This window comes from Sulfitobacter sp. TBRI5, from assembly GCF_051013555.1.
GTDB lineage: Bacteria > Pseudomonadota > Alphaproteobacteria > Rhodobacterales > Rhodobacteraceae > JL08.
On the sequence record NZ_CP112884.1, the window covers coordinates 1,733,237 to 1,759,546 of the forward strand.

Annotated in this window: 27 protein-coding genes and 1 pseudogene; 16 read left to right on the top strand and 12 right to left on the bottom strand. The window is 57.0% G+C overall.

Annotation, left to right across the window (positions count from 1 at the left end; all coding sequences use genetic code 11):
* Positions 1 to 324: 324 nt before the first annotated feature.
* The 3 genes from OLX72_RS08755 to OLX72_RS08765 all read right to left on the bottom strand — a co-directional run bounded on the left by OLX72_RS08755 (position 325) and on the right by OLX72_RS08765 (position 5,716).
* On the bottom strand, positions 325 to 3,468 hold the full coding sequence (locus OLX72_RS08755) for an efflux RND transporter permease subunit (protein WP_433990289.1): 3,144 nt from the start codon (positions 3,466 to 3,468) through the stop codon (positions 325 to 327).
* A 4-nt stretch (positions 3,469 to 3,472) separates the two neighbouring features.
* Positions 3,473 to 4,567 carry an efflux RND transporter periplasmic adaptor subunit gene (locus tag OLX72_RS08760; RefSeq protein ID WP_433990290.1) on the bottom strand — a complete coding sequence of 365 codons (1,095 nt, stop codon included), beginning with the start codon at positions 4,565 to 4,567 and terminating at the stop codon, positions 3,473 to 3,475.
* Between the two features lie 168 nt (positions 4,568 to 4,735).
* The gene (locus tag OLX72_RS08765; RefSeq protein WP_114871556.1) at positions 4,736 to 5,716 is read right to left on the bottom strand and encodes a DMT family transporter; all 981 of its coding nucleotides are present in this window, start codon (positions 5,714 to 5,716) and stop codon (positions 4,736 to 4,738) included.
* 143 nt (positions 5,717 to 5,859) lie between these two features.
* Between OLX72_RS08765 and OLX72_RS08770 the strand changes: the two genes are divergently transcribed.
* The 12 genes from OLX72_RS08770 (at position 5,860) to OLX72_RS08825 (ending at position 15,552) form a co-directional block, all read left to right on the top strand.
* Positions 5,860 to 6,384, top strand: coding sequence for a CoxG family protein (locus OLX72_RS08770; protein WP_114871555.1), 525 nt, complete (start codon positions 5,860 to 5,862; stop codon positions 6,382 to 6,384).
* A 100-nt stretch (positions 6,385 to 6,484) separates the two neighbouring features.
* On the top strand, positions 6,485 to 7,420 hold the full coding sequence (locus OLX72_RS08775) for an ABC transporter ATP-binding protein (RefSeq protein WP_114871554.1): 936 nt from the start codon (positions 6,485 to 6,487) through the stop codon (positions 7,418 to 7,420).
* Positions 7,411 to 8,172 carry an ABC transporter permease gene (locus OLX72_RS08780; RefSeq protein ID WP_114871553.1) on the top strand — a complete coding sequence of 254 codons (762 nt, stop codon included), beginning with the start codon at positions 7,411 to 7,413 and terminating at the stop codon, positions 8,170 to 8,172. The genes OLX72_RS08775 and OLX72_RS08780 overlap by 10 nt, the downstream gene beginning before the upstream one ends.
* A gap of 112 nt (positions 8,173 to 8,284) precedes the next feature.
* A complete protein-coding gene (locus OLX72_RS08785; protein ID WP_114871552.1) occupies positions 8,285 to 9,082 on the top strand; it encodes a S49 family peptidase in 798 nt (265 codons plus the stop codon).
* Positions 9,063 to 9,251 carry a hypothetical protein gene (locus OLX72_RS08790; protein WP_114871551.1) on the top strand — a complete coding sequence of 63 codons (189 nt, stop codon included), beginning with the start codon at positions 9,063 to 9,065 and terminating at the stop codon, positions 9,249 to 9,251. The genes OLX72_RS08785 and OLX72_RS08790 overlap by 20 nt, the downstream gene beginning before the upstream one ends.
* Positions 9,252 to 9,254: 3 nt before the next feature.
* Complete coding sequence (locus tag OLX72_RS08795) at positions 9,255 to 10,199, top strand: calcium/sodium antiporter (protein ID WP_114871550.1); 945 nt, start codon at positions 9,255 to 9,257, stop codon at positions 10,197 to 10,199.
* A 23-nt stretch (positions 10,200 to 10,222) separates the two neighbouring features.
* Positions 10,223 to 11,005 carry an SDR family oxidoreductase gene (locus OLX72_RS08800; RefSeq protein WP_114871549.1) on the top strand — a complete coding sequence of 261 codons (783 nt, stop codon included), beginning with the start codon at positions 10,223 to 10,225 and terminating at the stop codon, positions 11,003 to 11,005.
* A 289-nt stretch (positions 11,006 to 11,294) separates the two neighbouring features.
* A complete protein-coding gene (gene uvrC / locus OLX72_RS08805) occupies positions 11,295 to 13,172 on the top strand; it encodes an excinuclease ABC subunit UvrC (RefSeq protein ID WP_114871548.1) in 1,878 nt (625 codons plus the stop codon).
* 51 nt (positions 13,173 to 13,223) lie between these two features.
* Positions 13,224 to 14,087, top strand: a complete 864-nt coding sequence (locus tag OLX72_RS08810) for a DUF6544 family protein (RefSeq protein ID WP_433990291.1) — start codon at positions 13,224 to 13,226, stop codon at positions 14,085 to 14,087.
* A 107-nt stretch (positions 14,088 to 14,194) separates the two neighbouring features.
* Positions 14,195 to 14,860: a CDP-diacylglycerol--glycerol-3-phosphate 3-phosphatidyltransferase gene (pgsA, locus tag OLX72_RS08815; protein WP_114871546.1), complete on the top strand. Its 666-nt coding sequence runs from the start codon at positions 14,195 to 14,197 to the stop codon at positions 14,858 to 14,860.
* A complete protein-coding gene (gene moaD / locus OLX72_RS08820) occupies positions 14,860 to 15,105 on the top strand; it encodes a molybdopterin converting factor subunit 1 (protein ID WP_114871545.1) in 246 nt (81 codons plus the stop codon). Before pgsA ends, moaD begins: the two co-directional genes overlap by 1 nt.
* 3 nt (positions 15,106 to 15,108) lie before the next feature.
* Positions 15,109 to 15,552 (top strand): molybdenum cofactor biosynthesis protein MoaE, encoded by a 444-nt coding sequence (locus OLX72_RS08825; RefSeq protein ID WP_114871544.1) that lies wholly within the window; start codon positions 15,109 to 15,111, stop codon positions 15,550 to 15,552.
* 4 nt (positions 15,553 to 15,556) lie between these two features.
* Here OLX72_RS08825 and OLX72_RS08830 read toward each other — a convergent pair whose 3' ends face one another.
* From OLX72_RS08830 to ubiA, 3 genes are all read right to left on the bottom strand, one after another.
* Positions 15,557 to 15,889 carry a hypothetical protein gene (locus OLX72_RS08830; protein ID WP_114871543.1) on the bottom strand — a complete coding sequence of 111 codons (333 nt, stop codon included), beginning with the start codon at positions 15,887 to 15,889 and terminating at the stop codon, positions 15,557 to 15,559.
* A 10-nt stretch (positions 15,890 to 15,899) separates the two neighbouring features.
* Complete coding sequence (locus tag OLX72_RS08835; protein WP_114871542.1) at positions 15,900 to 17,786, bottom strand: OmpA family protein; 1,887 nt, start codon at positions 17,784 to 17,786, stop codon at positions 15,900 to 15,902.
* Between the two features lie 61 nt (positions 17,787 to 17,847).
* Complete coding sequence (ubiA, locus tag OLX72_RS08840; RefSeq protein ID WP_114871541.1) at positions 17,848 to 18,810, bottom strand: 4-hydroxybenzoate octaprenyltransferase; 963 nt, start codon at positions 18,808 to 18,810, stop codon at positions 17,848 to 17,850.
* Positions 18,811 to 18,822: 12 nt separating this feature from the next.
* On the opposite strand from ubiA, the gene OLX72_RS08845 reads away from it, so the two are divergent.
* The 4 genes from OLX72_RS08845 (at position 18,823) to OLX72_RS08860 (ending at position 22,141) form a co-directional block, all read left to right on the top strand.
* Positions 18,823 to 19,545 carry a 16S rRNA (uracil(1498)-N(3))-methyltransferase gene (locus OLX72_RS08845; protein ID WP_114871540.1) on the top strand — a complete coding sequence of 241 codons (723 nt, stop codon included), beginning with the start codon at positions 18,823 to 18,825 and terminating at the stop codon, positions 19,543 to 19,545.
* Positions 19,542 to 20,069 carry a hypothetical protein gene (locus OLX72_RS08850; protein WP_114871539.1) on the top strand — a complete coding sequence of 176 codons (528 nt, stop codon included), beginning with the start codon at positions 19,542 to 19,544 and terminating at the stop codon, positions 20,067 to 20,069. The genes OLX72_RS08845 and OLX72_RS08850 overlap by 4 nt, the downstream gene beginning before the upstream one ends.
* A 59-nt stretch (positions 20,070 to 20,128) precedes the next feature.
* Positions 20,129 to 21,499, top strand: a complete 1,371-nt coding sequence (locus OLX72_RS08855; protein ID WP_433990292.1) for a glutamate--cysteine ligase — start codon at positions 20,129 to 20,131, stop codon at positions 21,497 to 21,499.
* A 93-nt stretch (positions 21,500 to 21,592) separates the two neighbouring features.
* On the top strand, positions 21,593 to 22,141 hold the full coding sequence (locus OLX72_RS08860; RefSeq protein ID WP_433990293.1) for an amino acid synthesis family protein: 549 nt from the start codon (positions 21,593 to 21,595) through the stop codon (positions 22,139 to 22,141).
* On the opposite strand, the gene OLX72_RS08865 is transcribed toward OLX72_RS08860, so the two are convergent.
* The 6 genes and pseudogenes from OLX72_RS08865 to OLX72_RS08890 form a co-directional block, all read right to left on the bottom strand.
* Positions 22,132 to 22,290, bottom strand: a complete 159-nt coding sequence (locus tag OLX72_RS08865; protein ID WP_433990493.1) for a hypothetical protein — start codon at positions 22,288 to 22,290, stop codon at positions 22,132 to 22,134. The genes OLX72_RS08860 and OLX72_RS08865 overlap by 10 nt on opposite strands.
* A gap of 61 nt (positions 22,291 to 22,351) precedes the next feature.
* Positions 22,352 to 22,693, bottom strand: a pseudogene (locus tag OLX72_RS08870) (LysE family translocator); the annotation flags it as partial.
* 63 nt (positions 22,694 to 22,756) lie between these two features.
* Complete coding sequence (plsY, locus tag OLX72_RS08875) at positions 22,757 to 23,365, bottom strand: glycerol-3-phosphate 1-O-acyltransferase PlsY (RefSeq protein ID WP_114871536.1); 609 nt, start codon at positions 23,363 to 23,365, stop codon at positions 22,757 to 22,759.
* On the bottom strand, positions 23,365 to 24,654 hold the full coding sequence (gene pyrC, locus OLX72_RS08880) for a dihydroorotase (protein WP_114871535.1): 1,290 nt from the start codon (positions 24,652 to 24,654) through the stop codon (positions 23,365 to 23,367). Before pyrC ends, plsY begins: the two co-directional genes overlap by 1 nt.
* Entirely contained in the window at positions 24,651 to 25,208 is a 558-nt protein-coding gene (locus OLX72_RS08885) for a hypothetical protein (protein WP_114871534.1), read from the bottom strand. The genes pyrC and OLX72_RS08885 overlap by 4 nt, the downstream gene beginning before the upstream one ends.
* Positions 25,208 to 26,158 (bottom strand): aspartate carbamoyltransferase catalytic subunit, encoded by a 951-nt coding sequence (locus OLX72_RS08890; RefSeq protein ID WP_114871533.1) that lies wholly within the window; start codon positions 26,156 to 26,158, stop codon positions 25,208 to 25,210. The genes OLX72_RS08885 and OLX72_RS08890 overlap by 1 nt, the downstream gene beginning before the upstream one ends.
* Positions 26,159 to 26,310: the final 152 nt, after the last annotated feature.

The window sequence follows — 26,310 nt, forward strand, 5'->3', positions numbered from 1 at the left end:
GAAACAGTCGGGCGGGATATCTTTGTGAAATCTGTAACGGCCAGATGATTTGCCCGCCATTGTTTCCGAAACCGAGCCGGACGAAAAAACGACCCGGAAAACCCGACCTTACTTGCGCCAAATTCCTGACACCTGACGCTTATCGGCGTCATATACTGGCCCATTTTGGGCTGTCTAACGATCCCTGTAGTGACGAGTGCCACGGCATTATGTCCCAGGGGAAACCTTGCTGGACAGAGTGAGTGGTTCGGGTGCCCGCCGGGATGAATGCGAGTTTGTTCCGGCGGATTATAACCCTTGGCCACTCCTGAACCCGCAGTAAACCTATGTGGACGGTTGATCCGGAGTTGTCGCGTCCGGTTGTCGTTTGACCTTTTCCCGCAATGTCTGAAACACGACGTATAAGGCAGGGATCACAAAGATCCCGACGGCTGCCGCTGCCAGCATCCCGCCTGCAACACCGGTACCAACCGCGCGCCTGCTCAGCATCGAAGCACCTTCGGCTGTGACCAGTGGGATAAGGCCCGCGATAAAGGCAAAGCTTGTCATCATCACCGCGCGAAACCGTGCGCTGGCGCCGGATATCGCGGCGTCGATAATCGAGAGGCCGGCGGCCCGTTTCGCCATGGCGAATTCCACGATAAGAATCGCGTTCTTGGCTGCAAGTGCAAGCAGCACAACCAACCCGATCTGGGCATAGATATTGAAAGGCAATCCGGTGACCAGCAAGGCAATCATCGCACCCAGAACGCCGAAAATGACCGACAACAGAACCGGAACCGGAATGGTCCAGCTTTCGTAAAGCGCGACCAGAAACAGATAGGCAAACAAAACGGCCAGCGCCAGAATGACTGTGGTTTGCCCAGAAGCCGCTTTTTCCTGAAGAGCGGTTCCGGTCCATTCGTAATCAAAGCCGGGTGGTGCATTGGCCGCCATGATCTGTTCCATCGCCGCAATCGCATCGCCCGAAGACGCGCCAGCAGCCGGATCACCGTTAATCGTGGCGGTCCGCACGTTGTTATAACGCTGCAATGACATCGGGCCGGTCGTGTATTCAACCGTCGCAAATGCAGATAACGGAACCATTTGGCCGGTGTTTGAACGGACGTGAATCCGGTTGATATCGTCTACGGCATCGCGGTTCTGTTCCTGCGCAATCACGCGCACCTGCCATGCCCGGCCGAACAGGTTGAAATCGTTGATGTAGAGGCCACCCAAAGACGCCTGCAAAGCCGAGAACACATCACTTACCTGAACACCCAGCGTATAAAGCCGCTTTCGATCGATATTCAGGAACAGTTGCGGGCTGTTGGCCGAAAAGGTTGTATAGACGCCGGACAGATCAGGATGCTGATTGGCAGCAACTGTCAGTCCGCGCGCCGTTGCGGCCAGATCGGCAGCACTGCGCCCTTGCAGATCGGTCAGCTGCATTTCGAAGCCTGAGCCGCTGCCCAGCCCGGCAATGGGTGGCAGGTTGAATGCGATCACCTGCGCTTCACGTATTGTACTGCCGCGAACAAGTGTCGATTGAATGGCGGAAAAAACCGATGTTTCGACTGTGGTACGCTCGGCAAACTCGTCCATCGAAACAAACGAAAAGGCCGCATTTGATTTTACGATGCCGTCAAGAATGGAGTAGCCGACAACGCTGGTCACGGTCTTGACGCCGGGAATTTCGCGGATCAGGTCTTCGACCTGGCGCTGGGCTGCGAATGTCCGGTTTACGGATGCGGATTCCGGCAATCTTGTTTCTACAATGTAAGATCCCTGATCTTCCGCGGGTAAAAACCCGGTTGGGATCTTGCCGAACAGAAGCCCGGTCATAACGCCTGCTCCGACCAGTAGCAGCACGCCCAATACAGCCCTGCGGGCAATGTGACCCGCCACATTTGCATAGCCGTCGCGCGCATTGTCGATGCGGTTTGAGATCCAGCCAAGGATACCTTTCTTGGGTCCGTGGTGCGGTTTTAACAAAATGGCACACAGGGCCGGTGACAAGGTCAGCGCGTTAATCGCCGAAATCACCATCGAGACAGATACAGCCACCGCGAATTGCTGGAACAGCTGGCCGGATATACCGGGAATAAAGGCGACCGGCACGAAAACCGACAACAGCACCAGCGTAATGGCAAGGATCGCACCGGTGATTTCGCCCATTGCGGCACTGGCCGCTTCGGCGGGGCTCATCCCGGGGTTTTCCTCCATCTTGGCCTCGACGGCCTCGACAACAACAATGGCGTCATCCACCACGATCCCGATGGCCAGTACCAGTGCAAGCAATGACACGGTGTTCAGCGAAAACCCCATCGCCATCATCACCGCAAAGGTACCAACCAATGCCACGGGCACGGCGACAAGAGGTACGATCGTGGCGCGCAAATTCCCCAGAAACAGGAATACGATCAGCACGACCAGAACGAACGCTTCGATCAAAGTGTGTTCAACCGCCAGAATGCTTTCTTCGACGAACACGGAATTGTCCGAAATGATATCGTATCCGATGCCGGACGGGAAATTCTGCGACAGCCGTTCCATCAGGTGCTTGGCGTCTTCGGCCGCATTCAGGGCATTGGAACCGGGGGCCAGATACATGCCGATCAGCGTGCCCGGCACACCGTCAAAGCTGGTGATGACGTCAGCGCTTTTTTCGCCCAGAATTACCGTGGCCACGTCGCCAATACGGATCACCGATCCGTCAGGGTTGGACCGAACGATGATTTCGGCGAATTCTTCGGCATCGGACAGGCGGCCGGTGGTCGTGATGTTCAATTGCAGACCTGGGTCTTCCGTCATCGGTTGCCCGCCAACGCGCCCTGCAGCCGCCTGAACGTTCTGGGTGCGCAGCGCTGCCGAGATATCATCAGGCACCAGCCCAAGGGCCGTCAGTCGGTCAATGTCCAGATTGATCTGCATGGCAAAATCGTCACTGCCAAAAAGCTTGGCATCGCCAACCCCTGCCACCCTTTTCAACTGATCAACAAGGTTGATGCGCGCGTAGTTGGTCAGCAAAGGACCGTCGACGCTTTCGTCTTTGGCGTAGAGCACGATACCCATCAGCAGCGATGTCGATTTGGAGGCCACACTGATCCCGGTGTTGCGCACATCAGCCGGCAGCAACGGTTCAGCCAATGCCATACGGTTCTGTACGTTGACAGTGGCGATGTCGGGGTCGGTGCCGACTGCAAAGCTGACGTTCAGCGTGTAACTGCCATCCGCGCCCGACGTGGATTTCATGTAAATCATGTCATCGACGCCAATGACCTTGTCTTCGATCACCTGCGCGACGGTTTGTTCCGTCACTTCGGCCCCGGCACCGGGATAAGATGCGGTCACGGTGACCTGCGGCGGAACGATATCGGGGAACTGTTCGACCGGCATCCGCGTCAGGGCGATAAGACCGGCCAGAAACATGACGATTGAAATGACGCCGGCAAAGCGGGGGCGCGCAATAAAGAGATCTGCCAGCATCGGACTATCCGTTGTCCGCAGTGGCCGCATCAACGACCATGCCGGGGCGCACCTTGTTGATGCCGTCTGTAACCACCTTTTCACCTGCGACCAGTCCGTCGGACACAATCGCCTTGCCCTGCGCAATCCGGTCAACTTCGACGCGCCGCTGTTGGGCAGTATTATCGTCGGCCACAACCAGAACAAATGCGCCTTGCAGATCGCGCTGGATGGCTTGTTGCGGCACCGTCAGGACTTCGGTTGCCTCGCCCGATGTCAGAACAACGCGAACAAGCTCTGTATCAAGAAGAACACCTTCCGGGTTGTCGAACCTGGCCCGGACGTTCACAGAGTCGGTTGCCGAATTGACAGCGCTGTCCACAAAATCGACGTCACCCATTCTTTCATAGGTATCCCCGTTTGCCAGGATCAAAGACACGACGGCCTCGTTGCTGGACTTGCCAGAAGCCACACGATCCAGATGCGCACGCAGATTGGCTGTCGATACCGGGAATTCTGCGTGTATCGGATCAAGCTTTGTGAGCGTCACCAGCGGCCCGCTTTCAAGCCCGACAAGTGCGCCTTCGTCCACTTGTGCAACGCCTAAACGCCCCGAAAAAGGCGCAACGACCTTGGTATAGGACAAATTCAGTCTTGCGGTATCAAGCGCGGCATTCAGGCGGATAACAGAACCCTCGGCCTGACCAAGCGCGGCTTCGGCACGATCCAGTTGTGTTTGTGCCGATGCTTCGCGTTCGACCAGAACCTGTTGTCTGTCGCGTTCAAGTTCTGCAAGTTTGCGCTCTGCTTCGGCCGAAACCAGTGATCCTTCGGCTTCTTTCACAGCGGCGGCGTAAAGTGTTTCTTCGATAAGAAACAGGACATCGCCTTCTGATACGATATCGCCCGGTTCAAACAGAACTTCCATCAGCGTTCCGCTGACACGTGCCCGCAGATCAACGCGCTGGTCTGCTTCCAGCCGCCCGTTGAACACAGCGCTTTCGTTCACGTTTTCAAGGATTGCCTGCGTTACAATGACGGCGGGCGGCGGGGGTTGTTGCGCATGTGCGGGAGCGCAAAGCAGGACAAGCGTAATTGTGCGAGCAAGTGTCTTTAGCATTCTGATTAAACGCCCCCGTGTTTTTTGTTGATTGGAATGCCTGACACATCCTTTCAATAACGGTAACGCCGCCAATCACGGGGCGCAACCTTCGTGGATGCGGACAGGTCCGGTATCTTGAAGCGTATCAAGCATGCAAAAATGGCACCGGCAAAGGAAGGCAGCGCCTTAGTAGCGCCGGTTCACAGTTGCTGATGCCAGTTTCCTTGCCTTTTGCCGTTCGCGCAAAAACACGAACAGGCCCGATCCCATGATCAGAAGCATGCCCAGCCAAACCTCCCACACCGGGATTTCGGCCCAGAAGACCCAGCCCCAGAAAACGGCCAGAAGCAGGCCGACATATTCAAACGGTGCGATCGTGGCAGCGTCGGCCATCCTGTACGCCTGACTGAGGCAATATCCGATGATCGCAGAGTTCACGCCAAGCCCGAGCATGACCCAGATATCATTGTCTGTGGGCCAGACCCAGGCCCGCAGAAGAAACTGCACACTGCTGTTTTCGGACCCTTGGGCAAAGCGCCCGTCGCCGGCGACGACGTAAAACAGGACCGACACAACAATAAACGTTGCCTGAATGTATAATGCCAGTGCCGAAGCCTTGGTCGTTCCGCCCAGTTTTCGTGTCAGGATCTGGTTGAACGCATATGTGATGGCGGACAAAACCGGCAACAAAAGCACGATGCGGCTTGCCATGAGATCATCTGATCCTTCCCATGGGCGCTGCATGACGATGACGCCCAAAAATCCGATGGCAACAGCGATGATCCGCAAAGGCCCGACTTTTTCACCCAGTATTGGAATGGACAAAAGGGTTATGAACAACGGCGCTGCAAAAAACAGGGCCGTTGCATCCGCCAGCGGCAAGGCGGCAAGTGCCACGAAAAATGTCATGTTGGCGATCACGATCAAAACACCGCGCAGCAGATGCAAGGCAGGTTGCTTTGTCTTCAAAATCGAAAGCCCGCCTTCGAACCGCACAAGGATCAGCGTGAACAGAATACCAATGCTGGATCGCGCGAAAACGATCTGGTGCAGGGGATAATCGCCAGACAACAGTTTAATCATCAGATCATTCAGCGAAATGCTGAGCATGCCGGCCAGAATGAAAGCAATGCCGACACTGGACTGATTTCTCAGGGCAGAGGTCAAATGAAGTTCCTACTTTGATTTGACTTCACCGCTAACACAGCGCTGGCTGGTGTCTATGCCTGTTTGCGACACCGGATCGAAACGTCGTTGGCGGCCATCCAAAGATGCATTAGAAAACAATGAGCACAGCGAGGAGACACATTATGCAGATGAGCGATCAGCGCGATATTCAGGCCCCCCCGGCCACAGTCTATGCGGCTTTGCTAAGTCCCGATGTGCTGATGGAATGTGTGCCCGGCGCGCAAGAGGTCACAGGATCGCCCGAAGACGGGTTCGAGGCGGTCGTGGTGCAAAAGGTTGGCCCCGTAAAAGCCACTTTCAAGGGTACTGTGGTTCTTTCGGAAATGGTTGAAAACACATCCCTGATCATTTCCGGAGAAGGCAAGGGCGGTGCCGCCGGGTTTGCCAAGGGCGGCGCAAATGTTCGTCTTGAACCGCTGGAAGACGGCGGCACGCGGCTGATTTACGATGTCGAAGCGAAGGTTGGCGGAAAGCTTGCGCAATTGGGCAGCAGGCTGATTGACGGATTTGCCAAGAAAATGGCCGATCAGTTTTTCACTCGGTTTCAGGAAGTGTTGGAAGGACCCGCAGAAGGTGCGGAAGACGGCGACGCAGCGCCCGAGGCCGAAAAGAAAGGCTGGATCAAACGGTTTACCAAACGTGGCTAAGACCTGCGCGGTTACGCAGGTCAGTCTGTGCAATTGCGCGGTATCCAATCGCGGGTTTGCCTTTTAGGGTTCGCGCAAACAACCAAGGCTTTCTGACTTCATGGCACCAGTGCTGGACATCCGCGACCTTCGCAAATCCTATGACGACGGGTTCGAAGCGCTAAAGGGCGTTAGCCTGCAGATCGAAAAGGGCGAAATCATCGCGCTGCTGGGACCAAACGGTGCTGGCAAGACGACGTTGATTTCTACCGTGTGTGGCATCACCACACCGACATCCGGCTCTGTCACGGTTGCCGGTCATGACATCATGACAGACTACCGCGCTGCGCGCGCGATGATCGGGCTGGTGCCGCAGGAAATCGCGCTTGAGCCTTTTGAAAAAGTGATCAACACGGTCCGATTTTCGCGCGGACTGTTCGGGAAGGCCCGCGATGATGCCATCCTTGAAAGGATATTGCGGCAATTGTCACTTTGGGACAAACGCAACAACCGCATCATGGAACTGTCGGGCGGTATGAAGCGCCGCGTGTTGATTGCCAAAGCGTTAAGCCATGAACCGGACATCCTGTTTCTGGATGAACCTACAGCCGGTGTTGATGTCGAACTGCGCAAGGACATGTGGGATATCGTTGCCGGTTTGAAAGCCAGCGGCGTTACGATCATCCTGACGACGCATTACATCGAAGAAGCCGAAGCCATCGCGGATCGCGTGGGTGTGATCAACAAGGGTGCCCTGCTTCTGGTGGAAGACAAAACCGCGTTGATGGCGCGAATGGGCCAGAAACGGCTGGTGATCCACATCCAGAACAAGACACCTGAAATACCCGCTGCCCTGTCGCATTACCAACTGGAACTGGGCGCTGACAAACTCAGCCTGATCTATACCTATGATACTAAGAGCGACCGGACAGGCATCACCAAGCTGCTGGCCGATCTGGCCGGCGCCGGTCTGGTTCTGCGCGATCTGCAAACCCAGCAAAGCAGTCTGGAAGACATATTCGTCAATCTTGTGCAGGAGGATGCGTCATCAACCTAACGGCTGTGAAAGCGATATATCTTTACGAAATGGCGCGCTTTTTCCGCACGCTGTTGCAAAGCTTCATTTCTCCTGTGATTTCAACATCGCTGTACTTTGTGGTTTTCGGGGCGGCGATCGGCAGCCGTATTCAGGAGGTCGAAGGTATCAGCTATGGGGCCTTTATCGTTCCCGGCCTTATCATGCTGTCGGTGATGACGCAGGCAATTTCAAACGCGTCCTTTGGTATCTATTTTCCGAAATTCATCGGCACGTTCTACGAATTGCTTTCGGCGCCGGTGAATTTTCTGGAAATTGTCATGGGCTATGTCGGGGCGGCTGCGACGAAATCGCTATTTATTGGTCTGGTCATTCTTGTCACGGCCGGATTTTTCATTGATCTGCAGATTGCACATCCGTTGGCGATGATCCTGTTTCTGGTACTGACCTGCCTGTCCTTTTCGTTGATGGGGTTCATTATCGGGATCTGGGCGGGCAATTTCGAACAGTTGCAGCTTGTCCCGTTGCTGATTGTCACCCCTTTGGTTTTCCTTGGCGGGTCGTTTTACTCGATCTCTATGCTGCCGCCGGTCTGGCAGACGATCACGCTGTTCAATCCGGTCGTGTACCTGATTTCGGGTTTTCGCTGGTCATTCTTTGGCACCGCAGACGTTCCCATCGGGTTAAGCCTGCTTGCGATTGCCGGGTTCACATTGCTTTGTCTGGCTGTCATCGGCTGGATTTTCAGAACCGGATGGCGGTTGCGCAAGTAAGCGGACGGGATCGTGCGGAACCGGACCTGCTTTCAAGTATTTTTGAAAAGATGAAGAACGATATTGCATCGCTGCCTTGTTTGTCGCTGCGCTGAAATATACATGGGCATACATGAGAGCACGGCTTCCCTTTATCAAATCGCACCCGACGGTCGCCGTCATCCGGTTGGCCGGTGCCATTGGAATGGCGGGGCGCGGATCGTTAAGCGATGCCGGCATGGCGCCGATCATCGAAAAGGCGTTTTCGCGCGGCAAGCCGGATGCGGTTGCGCTTGAAATCAATTCCCCCGGCGGATCACCGGTGCAGTCTTCCTTGATCGGGGCGCGTATCCGGCGCCTTGCGGAAGAAAAGAACATCCCCGTCTTTGCCTTTGTCGAAGATGTGGCCGCGTCGGGTGGGTATTGGCTGGCAGCTGCGGCGGATGAAATATGGGCCGACGACAGTTCGGTCATCGGATCGATCGGGGTGATTTCGGCGGGATTCGGGGCGCATGTGTTTCTGGCGCGGCAGGGCGTTGAACGCCGCGTTTATACCGCGGGAAAGTCGAAATCCATGCTCGACCCGTTCAGCCCGGAAAAACCGGAAGATGTGACACGGCTCAAAGAAATTCTGAACGATATCCACGGCACCTTTATCGCGCATATCAAAAGCCGCCGCGGCGACAAGCTTGACCAGAAAAAAGACCTGTTTACAGGTGAAATATGGGTGGGTCACAAGGCGCAAGAGGTCGGTTTGATTGACGGCATCGGCCATCTTCAACCCAAGATGAAAGAATGTTTTGGCGACAAGGTTCGCTTTCGTCGTTATGGCATACGCAAGCCCTTCCTGCAGAAATTCGGCCTGCAACTGACCCAGGACGCGCTGGCCGGACTGGAAGAACGCGCACAATATGCGCGGTTTGGGCTGTGACGTGATATTCAAGATCGTCATCCTGTTTCTGGTCTTTATGGGTGTATTGGCCATGTTCGGCAAAATCACCTTGCCGGGCCAGAAACGGCTGGCATCTGCCCGCTGCCGCCACTGTGGAAAATTCCGGATCGGCAAGGGGCCGTGTTCGTGCGGCCAGGGAAAAGGATAAGCTGTGATTGCCTGGCTTTTAGTAATCCTGGGCCTTGTTATCCTGCTGCTTGCCGGTGACGCGCTTGTTAAGGGCGCGGTGAATCTTAGTCTTCGATTGGGCGTGCCGGCGTTGATCGTCAGCCTGACTATCGTGGCCTTTGGTACATCCGCACCGGAATTGCTGATTTCGATCCAGGCGGTGCTGGACAATGCGCCGGGCATTGCGCTGGGCAATGTTGTTGGCTCGAACACGGCGAATGTGTTGCTGGTTCTGGGCATACCGGCGCTGTTGGCGACCTTGCACACAAGCGAATGCAACACGCGCAAGACATTCGGCTTTATGATCGCCTCGTCGCTTATATTTATAGCGCTGGCGTTTCGCGGTGTTTTCGACTGGATCAGCGGTTTGGTTCTGCTGTCGGTGCTGGCGCTGGTGCTGGGTGATGCATTTCGCGATGCGCGGGCCCACAAGACAGCCAATGACAGTATCGAGGCAGATGTCGAAGGTGCCGATCCGGATATGCCGTGGTGGAAGATCGCCGTTTTTCTGGTTCTGGGTCTGATCGGTCTTCCCTTGGGTGCTGATCTGCTGGTGGACAATGCAACCGTTATTGCGAAAACCTATGGCGTCAGCGACACCGTGATCGGCCTGACGCTGGTTGCCATCGGAACGTCATTGCCCGAACTGGCAACCACCGTGATGGCCGCGTTGCGCAGACAGGCTGATGTTGCGCTGGGCAACGTGATCGGGTCGAACATGTTCAATCTGCTGGCGATCATCGGAATAGCTTCGCTTGTCGGGCCGATCAGCGTGGATCCGGAGTTCCTTCGCTTTGATCTTTGGGTCATGCTGGCGGCATCGATCATGTTGATCCCGTTTGTCTACTGGCGGCGTGACATCACAAAGGCCTGGGGCATCGGCTTGACCGCACTTTATTTGGTCTATCTGACAGTGGTGTTGATCTAACGGATTGAAGGGGACGCACCGAGATGTCGATATGTTTGGTAACAGGTGCAGGCAGGCGGCTGGGACGCGCGATGGCGCTGTACATGGCGGGCCGCGGATATGATGTGGCCGTGCACTACGCAACGTCCCAAGCCGAGGCGCAATGCGTTGTTGACGAAATTCTGGCGATGGGCCGCAAGTCTGTCGCGATACAGGCTGACCTGCTTGACGAAAACGCCGTTCAGGCCCTGTTGCCTTCTGTGGTTGATGCGCTGGGCGGGCCGGTAACCTGCCTGATCAATAATGCGTCGATCTTTGAATATGACACGATTGAAACCGCGACCCGCTCAAGCTGGGATCGACATATGGAAAGCAATCTGCGCGCGCCCTTTGTGCTGACCCAGGCGATGGCAGCGCAAAACCTGGCAGCGCAGATGGACACACGGAACGAACCGGTTTCGGCCGGTCTTGTGGTCAACATGATTGATCAGCGGGTGCGCAAGCTGACGCCGGATTTCATGACATACACGCTGGCCAAAATGGGCCTCTGGGCGCTGACCCGTACAGCGGCGCAGGCGCTGGCCCCTGCCATCAGGGTCAACGCGATCGGGCCGGGGCCGACCTTAAAGGGCGCACGGCAAAGCGAGGCGCATTTTGATGCACAACGCCGTGCGACGGTTCTGAGCCGGGGCGCGGACGAGGGGGATATAACGACCGCTCTTGGATACCTTCTGGATGCACGATCAGTGACGGGGCAATTGATCTGTGTCGACGGCGGACAGCATCTTGGATGGCAGACACCGGACGTTCTGGGCGTTGAAATGTGATATTCCCCGTGCAAGTTTTGCACGTGGGCGCAGTGATTTACAAAAATGTCACAAAAAGACCTTTGTTTTCAGCGACTTGCTTAATGTTCATAAAAATATCATGTAAAAACAGTATGTTATTTAGCTGCCTAAATTTTAGGCAGTTCGGCGAAGCTACCAAAACACAACGAAAATTTCCGGATCACCGAAAGATATCATCAGACTTATCCACAAGAAGCGGGGATGCCTTTGGCCTTGCAGTGGGCCAGTCAAGATTGCAGCCAGAGCCAGAGAATCATATCTGTTGATCATGACACAACCTGACAACAAAACGACGGCCCCAAATGTGACCGGTCATGCCTGTATTCAGTCCTATTTGAAGTCGCTGAGCAATGCGCCAGGGGTTTACAGAATGCTCGATGCGGACAGCCGGGTGCTGTATGTTGGTAAGGCGCGCAATCTGCGGGCCCGGGTTTCGAATTATGCGCGTCCCGGTGGCCATAGCAGCCGGATCGACAGGATGATCCGCGCCACAGCATCGATGATGTTTCTGACCACGAAAACCGAAACCGAAGCGTTGTTGCTGGAACAGAACCTGATCAAACAGTTGAAGCCCAAGTTCAACGTTCTGCTGCGTGATGACAAAAGTTTCCCCAATATTCTGGTCGCCAAGGACCATGCGTTTCCACAGATCAAAAAGCATCGTGGCGCAAAGAAAGAGAAGGGGGCGTATTACGGCCCCTTTGCCAGCGCGGGTGCGGTAAACCGGACGTTGAACCAGCTGCAAAAGGTTTTTCTGCTGCGCAATTGCACCGATACCGTGTTCGATGCGCGAACACGGCCCTGTCTTTTGTACCAGATCAAACGCTGTTCGGCACCATGTGTCGGCCATATCTCGGAACGGGATTATGCCGCTTCCGTGCGCGATGCAGAACGGTTCTTGTCCGGCAAGTCGACCGAGGTGCAGGAAACGCTGGCGACACAGATGGCGCAAGCGTCTGAAAACATGGAATACGAACGCGCTGCCGCAATACGGGATCGTATCCGTGCCCTGACACAGGTGCAGACCGCGCAAGGTATCAACCCGCGTGGCGTGCGCGAAGCGGATGTGATCGCCCTGCATCTGGAAGACGGGCAGGCCTGTGTTCAAGTGTTTTTCATTCGAGCCAACCAGAACTGGGGCAACCGCGATTTTTACCCGCGCGTGGGCGATGATGTCGATGCCGCCGAGGTTCTTGAGGCGTTTCTGGGCCAGTTTTACGATGGCAAGGAACCGCCCCGCCAACTGATCCTGTCCAACGAGATCGAAAGCCCCGATCTGATGACGAACGCGTTAAGCGAAAAGGCGGGGCGCAAGGTGGAACTGATCGTGCCCAAGCGCGGCGAAAAGGCCGAACTGGTAGACGGGGCGTTGCGCAACGCGCGCGAATCCCTGGGCCGCAAAATGGCTGAAACCGCAACCCAGAAAAAGCTATTGAAAGGCCTTGCCGAGGCGTTCGATCTGCCTGCACCGCCGGCCCGCATCGAAGTGTACGACAACAGCCATATTCAGGGTGCACATGCGGTCGGAGCGATGATTGTTGCAGGGCCGGAGGGTTTCATGAAAAACCAGTATCGCAAGTTCAACATTCGCGGAGAAGACCTTACCCCCGGCGATGATTTCGGCATGATGAAAGAGGTTCTGACCCGAAGGTTCAAGCGCCTGATCAAGGAAGACCCTGATCGCAGCAAAGGCATGTGGCCGGATCTGTTGCTGATCGATGGTGGTGCCGGACAGGTTAGCGCGGTGCAATCGATCATGCGGGCGCATTCTGTGCAGGATATTCCGATGGTCGGTGTCGCAAAGGGGGTGGACCGCGACGCCGGTAAAGAGGAATTTTACCGTACGGGTCAGCGCCCCTTCGCCCTGCGCCACAATGATCCGGTGCTGTATTACGTGCAGCGCATGCGTGACGAAGCGCACCGGTTTGCCATTGGTACCCACCGTGCAAAGCGGTCAAAGGCGATTGGTGCAACGCCGTTGGACGAAGTGCCGGGCGTTGGCGCCACGCGCAAACGGGCCTTGCTGGCGCATTTCGGATCGGCCAAGGCCGTTGCGCGGGCAAATCTGGCTGATCTGAAAGCGGTTGATGGTGTTTCTGACGCTTTGGCCGAAACCATTTACGGGTTTTTTCATGAACGTGGCTAGCGTTTGAGCAGCGTCATTGGGTTATGACAGCTGCCGCTGTAAAAACAGTCCATGCTGACTGTTGTGATCATACTGGTTTGCCTGATCCCGTGCGGATTGTTGCTTTGGCGTTTGTCTGATGTTCTGGCTGAACGAAACGCCTGGACGCGGCTTGCGGACCTGTCGAATGGTGCTGCGGTTGCCTTTGATCCGAAGACCATCAAAGACCTGCCTGACCCCGCGCGGCGGTTTTTTCTTTATACATTTTCAGAAGGGGCAAGTCTGCACCGCAACACTGTTCTGACGATGACGGGGGAATTGTCATTGGGCCGCAAGGATGCGCCGGATTACCGCCCGATGCAGGCGCGACAGATACTTGCGCCGCCATATGGTTTGGTGTGGAGGTTGAAATTTGGCGCGATCAGCGGGTCGGATGTGTTGCTTCCGGAAACATCGTGGACACGGTTCTGGGTCTTTCATCTGTTGCCTGTGGTGCGGGTCGGGCGCGCACGCGATCATCAGTTGTCCGCCTTTGGCCGCCTGATCGCTGAAAGCGCATTCTGGGCTCCGGCGGCGCTTTTGCCGGGTAAGGATATCACGTGGGAACCTGTTGATGATCAGATTGCGCGTGCGATCTGTCATTTTCAGGGATTTGAGCAATCTGTTGAAATTACCGTCGATCCCGATGGACGCCCCAGCCACGTCGTGATTGACCGATGGAGCAATGAAAACCCCGAACACCTTTTCCGCAGGCAGCCCTTTGGCGGAACCCTGTCCTGTTTCCGCGATTTTGATGGTGTGCGGTTGCCCACATATGTGGAAGGCGGAAACCATTTCGGAACTGAAGACTATTTTCCATTCTACAAGGCACGCATCTTGTCAGTTTCGTTTGACGCAACCGGTCCGAAATCTGGCGCCGGTTCGAGCGCAACTTAGCGGATGACAAACGACGCCCGCCAACCGCACCCGATTTTTGGTGTGGAAAGCGCCTGAGCCTTGCGTTCATTCTTTCCCCTGCGACTTTGGCGATGTAGGGTTTTTTCATGAAATGGACTTTGCCAAATATTCTGACCGTTCTGCGGTTGCTGGCCGCGCCGGGTATCGCGGTTATGTTTTTATATTTTACAAGACCTTATGCAGACTGGTTTGCGCTTATCCTGTTCGTCAGCGCAGCAATAACAGACTGGTTTGACGGGTATCTTGCACGGGCCTGGCGGCAGGAAACCAAGCTGGGAGCGATGCTGGATCCCATTGCGGACAAGGCAATGGTTGTCATCGCCTTGATGGTCATTGTCGGCTATTCGTCAATGTCGCCCTGGCTTGTGCTGCCTGCCACGGTGATCCTTTTTCGTGAAGTGTTCGTTTCTGGCCTGCGCGAGTATCTGGGCGATACGGCAGGCACATTGAAAGTCACCAGTCTGGCCAAATGGAAAACCACCCTGCAGATGATCGCGATCTCGGTGCTTTTTGCGCAGGGCATATTCGAACATTATCTGGGCATGTCCGTCTGGGGGATGGAGCCAAACATGATTCAGGATATTCTGTCCGGCAAAGCCGCTGATTTGCAGGGCTTGCGCTGGAAACTTGCCGGAATGGAATGGGCAGGACGCATTGGGCTGTGGCTTTTGTGGCTGGCCGCCGGGCTTACACTGTTGACCGGAGTGGACTATCTTAAAAAGGCCTTGCCGCATTTGAAGGAGCAACGCTGATGGATATTCTTTATTTCGCATGGGTGCGCGAACGGATCGGCGTCCCCAAGGAAACGTTTGAAACCAAGGCGGCCACTGTGGCCGATCTGGTTGATGAACTGCGCGCGCGCGAGGGGCGCTATGATGTGGCGTTTTCTGATCTCAGCGCCTTGCGGGTTGCTGTGGATCAGGAACTGGCAGATTTCGACGCCCCGATTGGGAACGCTTCGGAAGTGGCGTTTTTTCCGCCCATGACAGGTGGGTAAACGATGCAGGTGCGGGTACAGTCAGAACCGTTTGACGCCGGTGCAGAGCTGAACGCATTTGCGACAGGGCGGCATGATCTGGGCGCGATTGTCACGTTTTCGGGCATTGTGCGCGATACTGCCGAAGGCGGCCTGCGCGGTATGGACATCGAACATTACCCGGGCATGACGGAACGGGCGCTGCAAAAGATTGCACAAGACGCGGCCGAACGATGGTCTTTGGGCGACGTTCTTGTCATTCACCGCTACGGCCCGCTGGCAGCAGGGGATATCATCATGATGGTTGCAACCGCTGCCCGACACCGCAAAGACGCGTTCGAAGCCGCCGAATACCTGATGGATTACCTGAAATCACGTGCGCCGTTCTGGAAAAAGGAACAGACCGCGGAAGGTTCCGATTGGGTGCAGTCGAAAGATGAAGACGAAAAGGCCCTGACCCGCTGGTAGCGCTTTACCCTGTCGGGGCATTCATCCGTTCGATATAGCCGCGCATTTCTTCGGCTTCGTGGCGTGCATCACGCAATCCATCCATTGCAGCGCGCAGTTCCGCCTCGGTCTGACTTAGCTGATTGGTCAGTTCTGCTTCGCGTTGTTGCAGATACGTGATGGCCTGATCGCGGGTTTCTTCGGCTTCGTGCAGTTCCTGACTCATCTTTTCCAGTTCACCGACATCGCTTTGGCTCACGCGGGTGAACCGGTGGATCAGCCAATTGGCAAACCAGCCCATACAGAACGCGACAAAAAGAACGATCGCCGTTGCAATAATGAATTCTGTTCTGCTCACACGCCTGTCCCTATTCAGTTTCGCCGTTTTCCGGCGTTATTTCTTCTTCCGTGCGTTCCAGCCCTGTGGGCTGTTCTGCTTTTGCCGGGGCCGGGCGGATCAGTTTGAATTCGATCCGGCGGTTGGTTTCCCGACCTTCTTCGGTCCCATTATCCGCGATTGGTAAAGTTTCGCCATACCCTTTCGCAGAAAAAGATGATGTTAATACCCGCCGGGCGCGCAGTTCGTCCAGAACCGACTGGGCGCGTTCCTGACTTAGCTGCTGGTTCATTTCCTCGCGGCCCTGACTGTCTGTATGACCCTGAATTTCGATTTTCATGTCACCGCATTTTTTCAGAACTTCCGCAATGTCATCCATTGTCTCAAGCGCGGCGGCGTTCATTTGCGACGATCCCGGTTCGAAATCGATTTTGGCAACATCGATGATCGCCTTGATCTCGGCTTCGCATTCGTCGGGCGTTGGGGCGCTGGCCACGGGATCCAGCTTTTTCTGGTACGCGACATCGATCTTGAAATCTTCTGCGGCCCCCAGTTTCTCAGCCAGCAAACTGGCAATCGCAGCATTTGCATCAGGGTTGCCTGTGTTCCCCTGTACCTGAATGCTGTCCGGGGTCACGGTGACATATCCATTGCTAAGAAAGCTCAGGGCTTCCAGCCCGGTCAGAACGCGCAGCGGCCAGTTTGGCGGAAGATCGGAAACGATCCGCGCCGCCGTATACACCCGGGCCGACCCGAATCTGGCCTGGGCGTAGCTGTCGGCGACACTGCGCAGGTTTTCATCGCTCAGCCGGCCCCGAAGCTGAACCAGCCCTTCGGGGCTCAGCGTGGCTGTAAACTCCGGCGGGCCCTGGTTCTGCCCGGTTTCGGGAACTGGCAGCACGGCATGCAATGCAAACACATCCGGAAGAGCGGCCTCAAGCTCTCCGACCACACGGTCAAAAATGTCTTGATCCGTGCCTTCAATCGCGATCAGGGCGACATCGGCATCCGAAAACGTCACCGAACCGCCACCCAGTTCGGCAATTGCGGAAATGGATTGAACCGCGGCCTTTGACCAATTCGGCGAAGGAACCCCCATGCCGATCGTGCAGCCTGTGTTTTCGCCCAGACCTGCAATTCTTGCTGCCGCCAGAATGCGATCTGCCGATGCTTCGGTGTCTGCCGAACAGGCATCAAAACGTGCGCCGTCCGCGTCCAGCACAAAGCGCAATGTGAACGGGGTGATGACAGGGCGCGGCGCTGATATCGCAACAACCAGCTGAATTCCGGGCGGTGCCGCGCGGGTCAGAGTGTCTTCAACCTTTTGCTTGGCCTCGGCGCTGTCGGTCATCGCCGTGATTGAAACACGCCCCGCCGTGACCGACACTTTTGATCTCGGCAGGTCTTTCAAGGCCGTCAGCGAAAATCCCAGCGCTTCCTCCCATCCATCGGGCACGCTGTAATCGGCGGTTTCAAGAAGGTCGGTGACATCGCCGTTTCCGGCCATCTTTTGCAGGCGTTCAACGATGGCTGCGCGATCCGTTGCTGACGGGATCAGGCCGATGATCGAAATGCCGCGATCATTGCGCAGCACTTCGACAGAGAACCGCGGCGGGGCCAGATCGGCCACTGCCTTGACTTCCATGTTGTCGATGATCCGGGCCGCATCAACAACACTGCCTGCCGCGCTAAGCGCCTTGAACCGAACCGCTTCGGATGGTGCGACACCTGACAGCGTAACCTGCAATCCGTCTGCCTGTACTTCAGCCCAGGGCATTCCCTCGGCGTCCAGTGTATCACGCACCCCGATTTCGGAATTGTCTTCAATCAGCGTTACCGAAAACCCGGCCGCCACAAGGCTTATTACTGCGGCACCGACAAACGTGGCGATAACAATGAAAAGTGCGGAAAGACGCATCGATAACAGGCTCGACCTTGTTGCTTTCAGGTTTGATACGCCGATGGGGCAGGGTATTCAATCACGTCAGCAGGGCTGCGCAGAAAAACACCAGCGGGATCATGCCAGTGTCCCTGTTGGCGCGAAACAGGCGCAGCAATTTGGCGTTGTCATGTATGTCCAGCCCGCGCAATTGCCATGTCATGTGCCATCCCATGGCCCATGGCCCCCCCAGCGCAATCGCCATTCCCAGAACATTTGCACTGTCGATGGCGGAATAGATCACGGCAATTCCCATCAATCCGACCGTCGCCATCAGGAATCGGCGCAACCATGGCGCGGTGTTTTCAGCGAACAGGCGTGCCGTTGATTTGATTCCGATCAGTGCGTCGTCTTCGGTGTCCTGATGGGCGTAAATCGTGTCGTAAAACAATGTCCACGCGATACCGGCCAGATAGAGAACGACGGCGGGTGCCCCCAGCGATCCGGTATGTGCGGTCCATGCCAGCAGCGCCCCCCAGTTGAACGCCAGACCCAGAAAAACCTGCGGCCACCAAGTAAAGCGTTTTGCAAACGGATAGATCGCGACCGGCAAAAGCGCGAGCACGCCAAGGGCGATGGCCGCCGTATTGAACGTCAGCAGAATGCAAAACGCCAGCAATGCCTGTGCGATCATCCAGATGGCCGCCTGTCGGGTGCTGACCTGCCCGGACGGGATCGGGCGGGATCGCGTGCGTTCCACCTGAGCATCAAAATCACGGTCAGTAATATCGTTCCAGGTACACCCCGCGCCGCGCATCAGCCACGCACCCAGGGCGCATCCCAGCGCAATCCACGCATCATGCCAACCGGCCTTGCCGTCAAACAGCATCGCAAGCGTCAGACCCCACCAGCACGGGATCAGCAACAGCCACGTGCCAATCGGCCTGTCGGCGCGGCTGAGGCGCAGATAGGGGCGGGCCGGCGCGGGTGCGTAAAGGTCTACCCAGTTGCCTTTGACAGCATCTGCAACCTGTCCATCTGGTGTTGGCGCATCACCTTGCATATGTATCAGCCTATGAATGCAAAAATCAGGCTTTATGTAGAGCACCCGTTGGGGGTGGGGCAATCGGTTCCTTTGGGGCGCGATGCTGCACATTATCTTTTTGGCGTCATGCGACAGGCGGTCGGGGCCGCTGTTCTTGTATTCAACGGAAAAGATGGTGAATGGCTGGCAGAGGTCAGCGAAGCGTCAAAGCGCAGTGGTGTCTTGAGTGTGCGACACCAGACGCGTCCTTTGCAGATGCCACCAGACCTATGGCTGCTGTTTGCCCCGATCAAAAAGGCGCGTACCGATTTCATCGTGGAAAAAGCTGCCGAAATGGGGGCGGCGCGCATTGTTCCGGTGCAGACTGAATTTACCAATGCAGGCCGCATTCAGCAGGACCGGCTGCAGGCGCACGCGGTGGAGGCCGCCGAACAATGCGGCGGAACCTATGTTCCCGAGGTGACGGGCCTGCACAAACTGGATCGTCTGCTGGCCGATTGGCCGCAGGATCGCCAGTTGATGTTCTGTGACGAAGCCGAAGCAGGCGGGCGGTTGAACCTGCCGATAAGCGAACGCGGGCCCTGGGCCATCCTGATCGGGCCCGAAGGCGGGTTTTCCGAAGCGGAACGAAAACGGCTGCGCGCCTTGCCGTTTTCGCACTCGATTTCACTGGGTCCGCTTGTTTTGCGCGCGGATACGGCGGCGGTGGCCGCAATGACCCTTTGGCAACACACCCTGGGGGACTGGACATGAGCCTGATACGGCCGGCCGCGCGGCAGGTGCTGTGGCGATTGCGCGAGGTTCTGGTGGGGATCGGGCTGATTGCACTGGGCCTTTACTGGATCGTTGGCACCTACGGCATCTTGCAGATCGTCGGCTATGTCACGGGCGCCGTCGGGGTAGGGCTGGTCGTTCTGGGCCTGCAACGCGCACGGTTTCGCGTGGGCAGTGGCGGACCGGGTGTTGTGCAGGTGGACGAAGGCCAGATCACCTATTTCGGCCCCCTGTCCGGCGGCGCGATCGCACTGGCCGATCTGGAGCGTGTGACACTTGATCATGCCAACACACCGGCCCACTGGATACTGGAACAACCCGGCCAGCCGCCGGTTTACATTCCCCTGAATGCGGAGGGCGCAGAAACTCTATTCGATGCATTCTCGACCCTTCCGGGATTGCGCACCGAACGGATGCTGGGCGAGCTGAAGGGCAAAAAAGCTCATGCAGTTGTGATCTGGGAGAAGACACCATTGCGCCCAAGCGTGGCCCGGCTGCATTGACACCCTGACGGTTTCCACGCAGGACTGCCCCGAACGCTTTTTCAGATTGGAGCACGCGCATGTCCATTCCTCAGTCCGGCGGTGGCCCGATCGAACATCATGACCAGTTGGCCGAGTATCTGGCCGACGGGTGCAAACCCAAAGAAGACTGGCGCATCGGCACCGAACACGAAAAATTCGGTTATTGCAAAGACACGCTGAAACCTTTGCCGTTCGAAGGCAAAAGATCGATTCTGGCGGTGTTGGAAGGATTGCGCGACCGTCACGGCTGGTCCGAGGTGCGCGAGGCGGGCCACTTGATCGGTCTTGAAAAAGACGGTGCGAATGTGTCGCTGGAACCGGGCGGCCAACTGGAACTGTCGGGCGCGCCGTTGGAAACCATTCACGAAACCTGCGACGAGGTGAACACCCACCTGCGCGAGGTCAAGGATATCGCGGACGAGGTCGGCGTCGGATTCATCGGCCTTGGCGCAGCGCCGATCTGGACGCATGACGACATGCCGCTGATGCCAAAGGGCCGCTATGCCCTGATGAACGAATACATGCAGCATGTGGGCACGATGGGCCGGGCAATGATGCGCCGCACCTGCACGGTGCAGGTGAACCTTGATTTCGGATCCGAGGCGGACATGGTGCAGAAGTTGCGTGTGTCCCTTGCGTTGCAACCTGTGGCAACTGCACTGTTTGCCAATTCGCCTTTCTTTGAAGGCAAACTCAACGGCTACAAATCATGGCGCAGCTATGTCTGGCGCAATCTTGATGATTCTCGCACCGGCATGCTGCCTTTCGTGTTCGAAGACGGCTTCGGGTTTGAACGCTGGGTGCAATACGCGCTCGATGTGCCGATGTATTTTGTGTATCGCGATGGCAAATATATCGATGCGCTGGGCCTATCGTTCCGTGATTTCCTCAGGGGCGAATTGTCGGCGCTTCCGGGTGAAACGCCGACCCTGTCGGATTGGGCCGATCACCTGACCACGGCCTTTCCCGAAGCGCGGATCAAGAAATTCATTGAAATGCGCGGGGCTGATGGCGGTCCCTGGCGGCGGTTGTGTGCGCTGCCAGCCTTCTGGACCGGTTTGATGTATGATCAGACCGCGTTGGATGGTGCTTGGGATCTGGTCAAGGGCTGGGATGCTGAAACACGCGAAGAACTGCGTGTTGCCGCCGGACGCGACGGATTGCAGGCGCAGGTTGGCAGCCTCAAGATGCACGATCTGGCGCGCGAAGTCGTGGCGCTGTCCGAAGCGGGACTGAAAGCGCGCGGGCGCAGCGGCGCGGGCGGCTTGGTGCCGGATGAAACCCACTTTCTGAACACGCTGAAAGAAAGCATCGAGTCGGGGAAAGTGCCTGCCGACGAATTGCTGGACAAATACAACGGTGAATGGGGCGGGAATCTGACCCGTATTTATCAGGAATATTCGTACTGAAGCTGCGGGCGGTTTCAGCATATTGTGCATTTCCAATCGACCGAACGGCATAAACCGTGCACAGTTTCCACCTGAAACAGATGGAAAGCCGCAATGGTACAAACCCGAAAGATCATTTTCCTGCGCGAACTGATTACCGCCGATTTGCTGGGACAGCCTTGCGCGCCAGTTACGCGGGTTGCGGCGATTGCCGTTTTTCGCAATCCACTTGCCGGCCGTCACCGGGATGATCTGTCGGAACTGTTCGAGATTGGCGCAGAACTGGGCCAGACCCTTGCGCAGGACGCGGTTGCGCAGCTTGCCAAAGCACCGGTGTCTTATGGCAAGGCGGCGATCGTTGGCGTCAACGGTGATATGGAGCATGGCGGCGCTGTCATTCACCCGCGATTGGGTGCCCCGATGCGTGGCGCTGCGGGTGGGGGTGCAGCGGTTATTCCGTCGAATGTCAAGATCGGCGGGCCGGGCACCTCAATCGATTTGCCCTTGGGTCACAAGGATAATCCGTGGTCTTTCGATCACTTCGATACCATTACGCTGTGCGTGCCCGATGGCCCCGGACCGGACGAAATCGCGATGGTTCTGGCCTATGCCGATGGGGGCCGCCCCATCCCGCGCTGTGGCAGTGGGCCGGTTCAGCCCTGAGGCGCGGCAAGACGGGCTGTCAGAATGCGCAGTGCGGCAGCACCAAAAGCCATTGCAAACACGGCCTCGAACCCGCGCCGCATCCGCTGGTAACAGGCGATCATCGGGGCGCTGGAAAAAATCACAGCATAGGCGTGAAACACGATCATGCTTTGGGTTCGTCAGGTGCAGCGCCAATCCTTTGGAATAGGCGCGACGCGGCGACAGAACGAGAGCAGGCGTTTTCAACTGCGCCCCCTGCAAGGCAGAGCGCGCGGATTTATAGGCGAGGAACAGCAAGTACCCCGCCCCGGCGTAGCGGATGATTTCGAATGCCCAGGCATTGGCAAGCATCACGGCCGCCAATCCGAACGCCGCCGAAACAGACCAGACAAATGATCCGGTGGTCACGCCCGACGCAAGGGCCAGCCCGGCGCGCCGCCCCGATGTCATGGATGTGCCGGCAATCGCCAATGTTGCCGGACCCGGACTGGCCCCCGCCAAAAGCGCGGCAATCAGGATCAGGGGCAGATTCAGTTCAATCATTGCCGGCGCTCCTTGCAGTGTGCGCATTCATCTGGCGCAACCACATTTGTGCGCAACGGCGACTTGCCGATGGGTTTCTTGACAGACCCGTCAGGTTTTCTGGCCGATCTTTGGTTCTGTTCCGGCCTTGATCCGCTTGATGTTGTCCTTGTGACGGACAATCACCAAAACTGTCAGAATGACGCCCAGCAGCAGCGCGCCGGCATGTCCCATGAACACCATGAAAAAAGTGGACGAAGACGCAGCCACCAGCGCGCCCATCGATGACATGCGCGACAGACCTGCGCCTGCCGCCCATGCGGCGCAACAGGCCAGCCCGACAGGCCAGGCCAGCGCCAGAATGATGCCCAGAAACGTAGCAACGCCCTTGCCGCCGCGAAAGCCCAGCCAGACCGGATAACAATGCCCCAGAAAGGCGGCAAGTGCCGCGATCTGGGCCGCGTCTTCGCCGGCAAACATACGGGCCAGAACAACGGCGACCGCGCCCTTTGCGCCATCCAGCAGCAGTGTCAGAAACGCCGCCAGTTTGTTGCCTGTGCGCAATACATTGGTTGCCCCGATGTTGCCCGACCCGATATCGCGCAGGTTCCCCAGCCCCATCAGACGTGCCAACACCATGCCGAACGGAATAGACCCCAGCCCGTATCCGATCAGAGCCCAGAGAAGCAAACCGGCGACAGAAGTTTCAAACAAGGGCATTAATGCTGTCTTTCAAATACAGGCTGGCCTGCAACATAGGTTGCGATAACCTTACCCTGCATGCGCTGTCCGTCAAACGGTGTGTTTTTCGATTTCGATTTCAGGGTGGTGCGATCCATCATAAATGGCGCATCCGGGTCAAACAACACCAGATCGGCGGGAGCACCTGCCTGCAACCGGCCACCGGGCAAGCCAAGCCGTTTTGCGGGATTCAGCGACATGGCCCTGAAAAGCGCGGGCAAATCCAACTGCCCTGCATGATAAAGGCGCATGGCGGCCGGCAGCAGGGTTTCCAGGGCCACGGCACCGCTTGCGGCCTCTTCAAAGGGCAGGCGTTTGCTTTCTTCGTCCTGCGGCGTGTGCATCGAACTGATCGTATCGATCAGGCCGCTGCGGACAGCTTCGATAACCGCCAGCCGATCGTCTTCCGCACGCAGCGGCGGTTTGACCTTGAAGAAGGTGCGGTAATCGGCCACGTCGAATTCATTCAGCGTCAGATGATGGATCGACACGCCTGCCGTGATGTCTAGACCATTGCGTTTCGCCCGCTCAAGCGCTGGCAGGGCCCGTGCCGTTGTGATCTGGTCGGCGTGATAGCGCGCGCCTGTCATTTCGATCAGCGCTATGTCACGGTCCAGCCCCATCCGCTCGGCCATGGGCGATACCGCCGGAAGACCCCGCAAGGATGCAAATTTGCCAGAGGTGACAGCCGCGCCCTGTGACAGGACCGGTTCCTGCACATGGGCAATCACAAGCGCGCCCAAGGATCGGGCATAGGTCAGCGCGCGGCTGAATACCTTGGTGTCGGTGACCACGTGGTCGCAATCAGTAAACGCAACAGCCCCGGCATCCATAAGAAACCCGATTTCCGTCATTTCGCGTCCCTGCCTGCCTTTGGTCAGCGCGGCCATGGGCACGACATTGACAGGCGCGGCTTGGTTCGCGCGGCGGGTCACAAATTCAAGAATTTCAGGGCTGTCGATGCTCGGATCGGTATCGGGGCGCGTGACCATCGTGGTCACGCCGCCCGCCGCCGCAGCAAGCCCGGCAGAGCGATAGGATTCCTTGTGCCGTTCCCCCGGTTCGCACACCTTGACGCCGATATCGACAATACCCGGCGCCAGGCATTTACCGGAACAGTCGATACGTGTTCCTTCCACCGTTTTCGGGAGGGCATCATAGGATACAGCGCTAATTTGGCCGTTTTCTGTCCGTACCCAGCCAATGTCATCTGTTCCGGTTTCCGGATCGATCAGGCGGGCATTGGTAAAGACGGTTGCATCGGTCATTGCGCGCCCACCCAAATCATCAGCCCGACGACAGCAAAGGCCACAATCAGCGCCAGCATCGCAATCCGCCCGGACATGGCGGCATCTGACACTTTGCTTCTTTGCGGCGTTACACCAGATGATGCCTTTGCCGATTGATCGGGCAGATCATCAAACCGGATGTCGGGTTGTGGTTCCTGCAAGGTCGCGACCAACCGCAGGGGCGGCTTGGGCTCCAGTTCAGTTTCCACGCCACCAAAGGCAGGTGACCAGACCAGAACCACCAGCCCTTTCAGGGCCTCAAGCGCGGCCCGGACCTTTTCAATATCTTCCGGCGCAATGGCGTAGCCTTCGGCAAGGTATCCGGCAACGCCGATATCGGCCAGATCCGCGACCGGAAAAATCTCGACATGCCGGGGCTGGATATCTGCAACGCCCAACGCATCACGCAGGGGCCATAAATCGCGGCCTTCGTCGGTGTTTCGGGTCGTGAATTCGGCTTGCGCGGAATCATCCAGATCTATTGCAAAGATCCGGACCACACCGCGTTCGTTTTTCGGGATATGGATGCGCATCACATTGCGCCCGTCTGATGTTGAGCACGATGGCTTTGCATCAGCAGATCCATCACGGCCATGCGCACGGCCACGCCCATTTCCACCTGTTCCTGAATGACCGAACGGTTGATGTCGTCGGCCAGGGTTCCATCGATTTCCACGCCTCTGTTCATCGGGCCGGGGTGCATGACGATGGCATCGGATTTGGCATGGCCCAGCTTTTCCGCATCCAGCCCGAAGCGGTGGTAATATTCACGCTCTGACGGGATAAACCCGCCATCCATGCGCTCTTTCTGAAGGCGCAGCATCATCACGACGTCTACATCCTGAAGGCCGCGGTTCATATCGTCGAACACTTCGACACCAAAATCGGCAATTCCTGCCGGCATCAGTGTCGGCGGACCGATCAGGCGCACGCGGTTTTCCATCTTGCCCAGCAGCATGATGTTGGAACGCGCCACGCGGGAATGGGCAATATCGCCGCAAATCGCTATCGACAGGCGGTGCAACCGGCCTTTGGCCCGCCGGATCGTCAGCGCGTCAAGCAAGGCCTGTGTCGGATGTTCGTGACGCCCGTCGCCCGCGTTCAGAACCGCGCAGTTGACCTTTTGCGCCAAAAGATCGACAGCGCCGGAATGCGGATGGCGCACCACCAGAAGATCAGGATGCATGGCGTTCAGTGTCATCGCCGTATCAATCAGGGTTTCGCCCTTTTTGATCGACGAAGCCTGCATTGCCATGCTCATCACATCGGCGCCCAGCCGTTTTCCCGCCAGTTCAAAGCTGGCCTGGGTGCGGGTGGAGTTTTCAAAGAACATGTTGATCTGGGTCAGGCCGGCCAGAACGTCAGAGTGTTTTGCCGTCTGGCGGTTCAGCGCCACATAATCATCTGCCAGATCAAGAATGGTCGTGATGTCGTCAGGTCTGAGTTGTTCGATACCCAGAAGGTGACGGTGGGCAAATGTCATGGACCGCTCCGGCAGCAATTTTCAGCCTTATAAGGATGCGGTCGTGCCCGGGCAAGAGACGGATGCGCGGAACTGAAAGACCGGGTTTCCGTATTTGGTGCAAAAAGAAGTTGGGCGTTTTCACCGGATCGCAGGCAGGATAGCGTAGGGCG

Excerpts from the sequence above, each read along its gene's own strand:
- OLX72_RS08785 (WP_114871552.1), top strand. The coding sequence starts at position 8,285 with ATGAGAGCACGGCTTCCCTTTATCAAATCGCACCCGACGGTCGCCGTC.
- OLX72_RS08825 (WP_114871544.1), top strand. The coding sequence starts at position 15,109 with ATGCAGGTGCGGGTACAGTCAGAACCGTTTGACGCCGGTGCAGAGCTG.
- pgsA (WP_114871546.1), top strand. The coding sequence starts at position 14,195 with ATGAAATGGACTTTGCCAAATATTCTGACCGTTCTGCGGTTGCTGGCC.
- pyrC (WP_114871535.1), bottom strand. The coding sequence starts at position 24,654 with ATGACCGATGCAACCGTCTTTACCAATGCCCGCCTGATCGATCCGGAA.
- OLX72_RS08860 (WP_433990293.1), top strand. The coding sequence starts at position 21,593 with ATGGTACAAACCCGAAAGATCATTTTCCTGCGCGAACTGATTACCGCC.
- uvrC (WP_114871548.1), top strand. The coding sequence starts at position 11,295 with ATGACACAACCTGACAACAAAACGACGGCCCCAAATGTGACCGGTCAT.
- OLX72_RS08890 (WP_114871533.1), bottom strand. The coding sequence starts at position 26,158 with ATGACATTTGCCCACCGTCACCTTCTGGGTATCGAACAACTCAGACCT.
- OLX72_RS08790 (WP_114871551.1), top strand. The coding sequence starts at position 9,063 with ATGCGCGGTTTGGGCTGTGACGTGATATTCAAGATCGTCATCCTGTTT.
- OLX72_RS08845 (WP_114871540.1), top strand. The coding sequence starts at position 18,823 with ATGAATGCAAAAATCAGGCTTTATGTAGAGCACCCGTTGGGGGTGGGG.
- OLX72_RS08760 (WP_433990290.1), bottom strand. The coding sequence starts at position 4,567 with ATGCTAAAGACACTTGCTCGCACAATTACGCTTGTCCTGCTTTGCGCT.
- OLX72_RS08810 (WP_433990291.1), top strand. The coding sequence starts at position 13,224 with ATGCTGACTGTTGTGATCATACTGGTTTGCCTGATCCCGTGCGGATTG.
- OLX72_RS08770 (WP_114871555.1), top strand. The coding sequence starts at position 5,860 with ATGCAGATGAGCGATCAGCGCGATATTCAGGCCCCCCCGGCCACAGTC.
- plsY (WP_114871536.1), bottom strand. The coding sequence starts at position 23,365 with ATGCCCTTGTTTGAAACTTCTGTCGCCGGTTTGCTTCTCTGGGCTCTG.
- ubiA (WP_114871541.1), bottom strand. The coding sequence starts at position 18,810 with ATGCAAGGTGATGCGCCAACACCAGATGGACAGGTTGCAGATGCTGTC.
- OLX72_RS08800 (WP_114871549.1), top strand. The coding sequence starts at position 10,223 with ATGTCGATATGTTTGGTAACAGGTGCAGGCAGGCGGCTGGGACGCGCG.
- OLX72_RS08885 (WP_114871534.1), bottom strand. The coding sequence starts at position 25,208 with ATGCGCATCCATATCCCGAAAAACGAACGCGGTGTGGTCCGGATCTTT.
- OLX72_RS08755 (WP_433990289.1), bottom strand. The coding sequence starts at position 3,468 with ATGCTGGCAGATCTCTTTATTGCGCGCCCCCGCTTTGCCGGCGTCATT.
- OLX72_RS08850 (WP_114871539.1), top strand. The coding sequence starts at position 19,542 with ATGAGCCTGATACGGCCGGCCGCGCGGCAGGTGCTGTGGCGATTGCGC.
- moaD (WP_114871545.1), top strand. The coding sequence starts at position 14,860 with ATGGATATTCTTTATTTCGCATGGGTGCGCGAACGGATCGGCGTCCCC.
- OLX72_RS08775 (WP_114871554.1), top strand. The coding sequence starts at position 6,485 with ATGGCACCAGTGCTGGACATCCGCGACCTTCGCAAATCCTATGACGAC.
- OLX72_RS08835 (WP_114871542.1), bottom strand. The coding sequence starts at position 17,786 with ATGCGTCTTTCCGCACTTTTCATTGTTATCGCCACGTTTGTCGGTGCC.
- OLX72_RS08865 (WP_433990493.1), bottom strand. The coding sequence starts at position 22,290 with ATGATCGTGTTTCACGCCTATGCTGTGATTTTTTCCAGCGCCCCGATG.
- OLX72_RS08855 (WP_433990292.1), top strand. The coding sequence starts at position 20,129 with ATGTCCATTCCTCAGTCCGGCGGTGGCCCGATCGAACATCATGACCAG.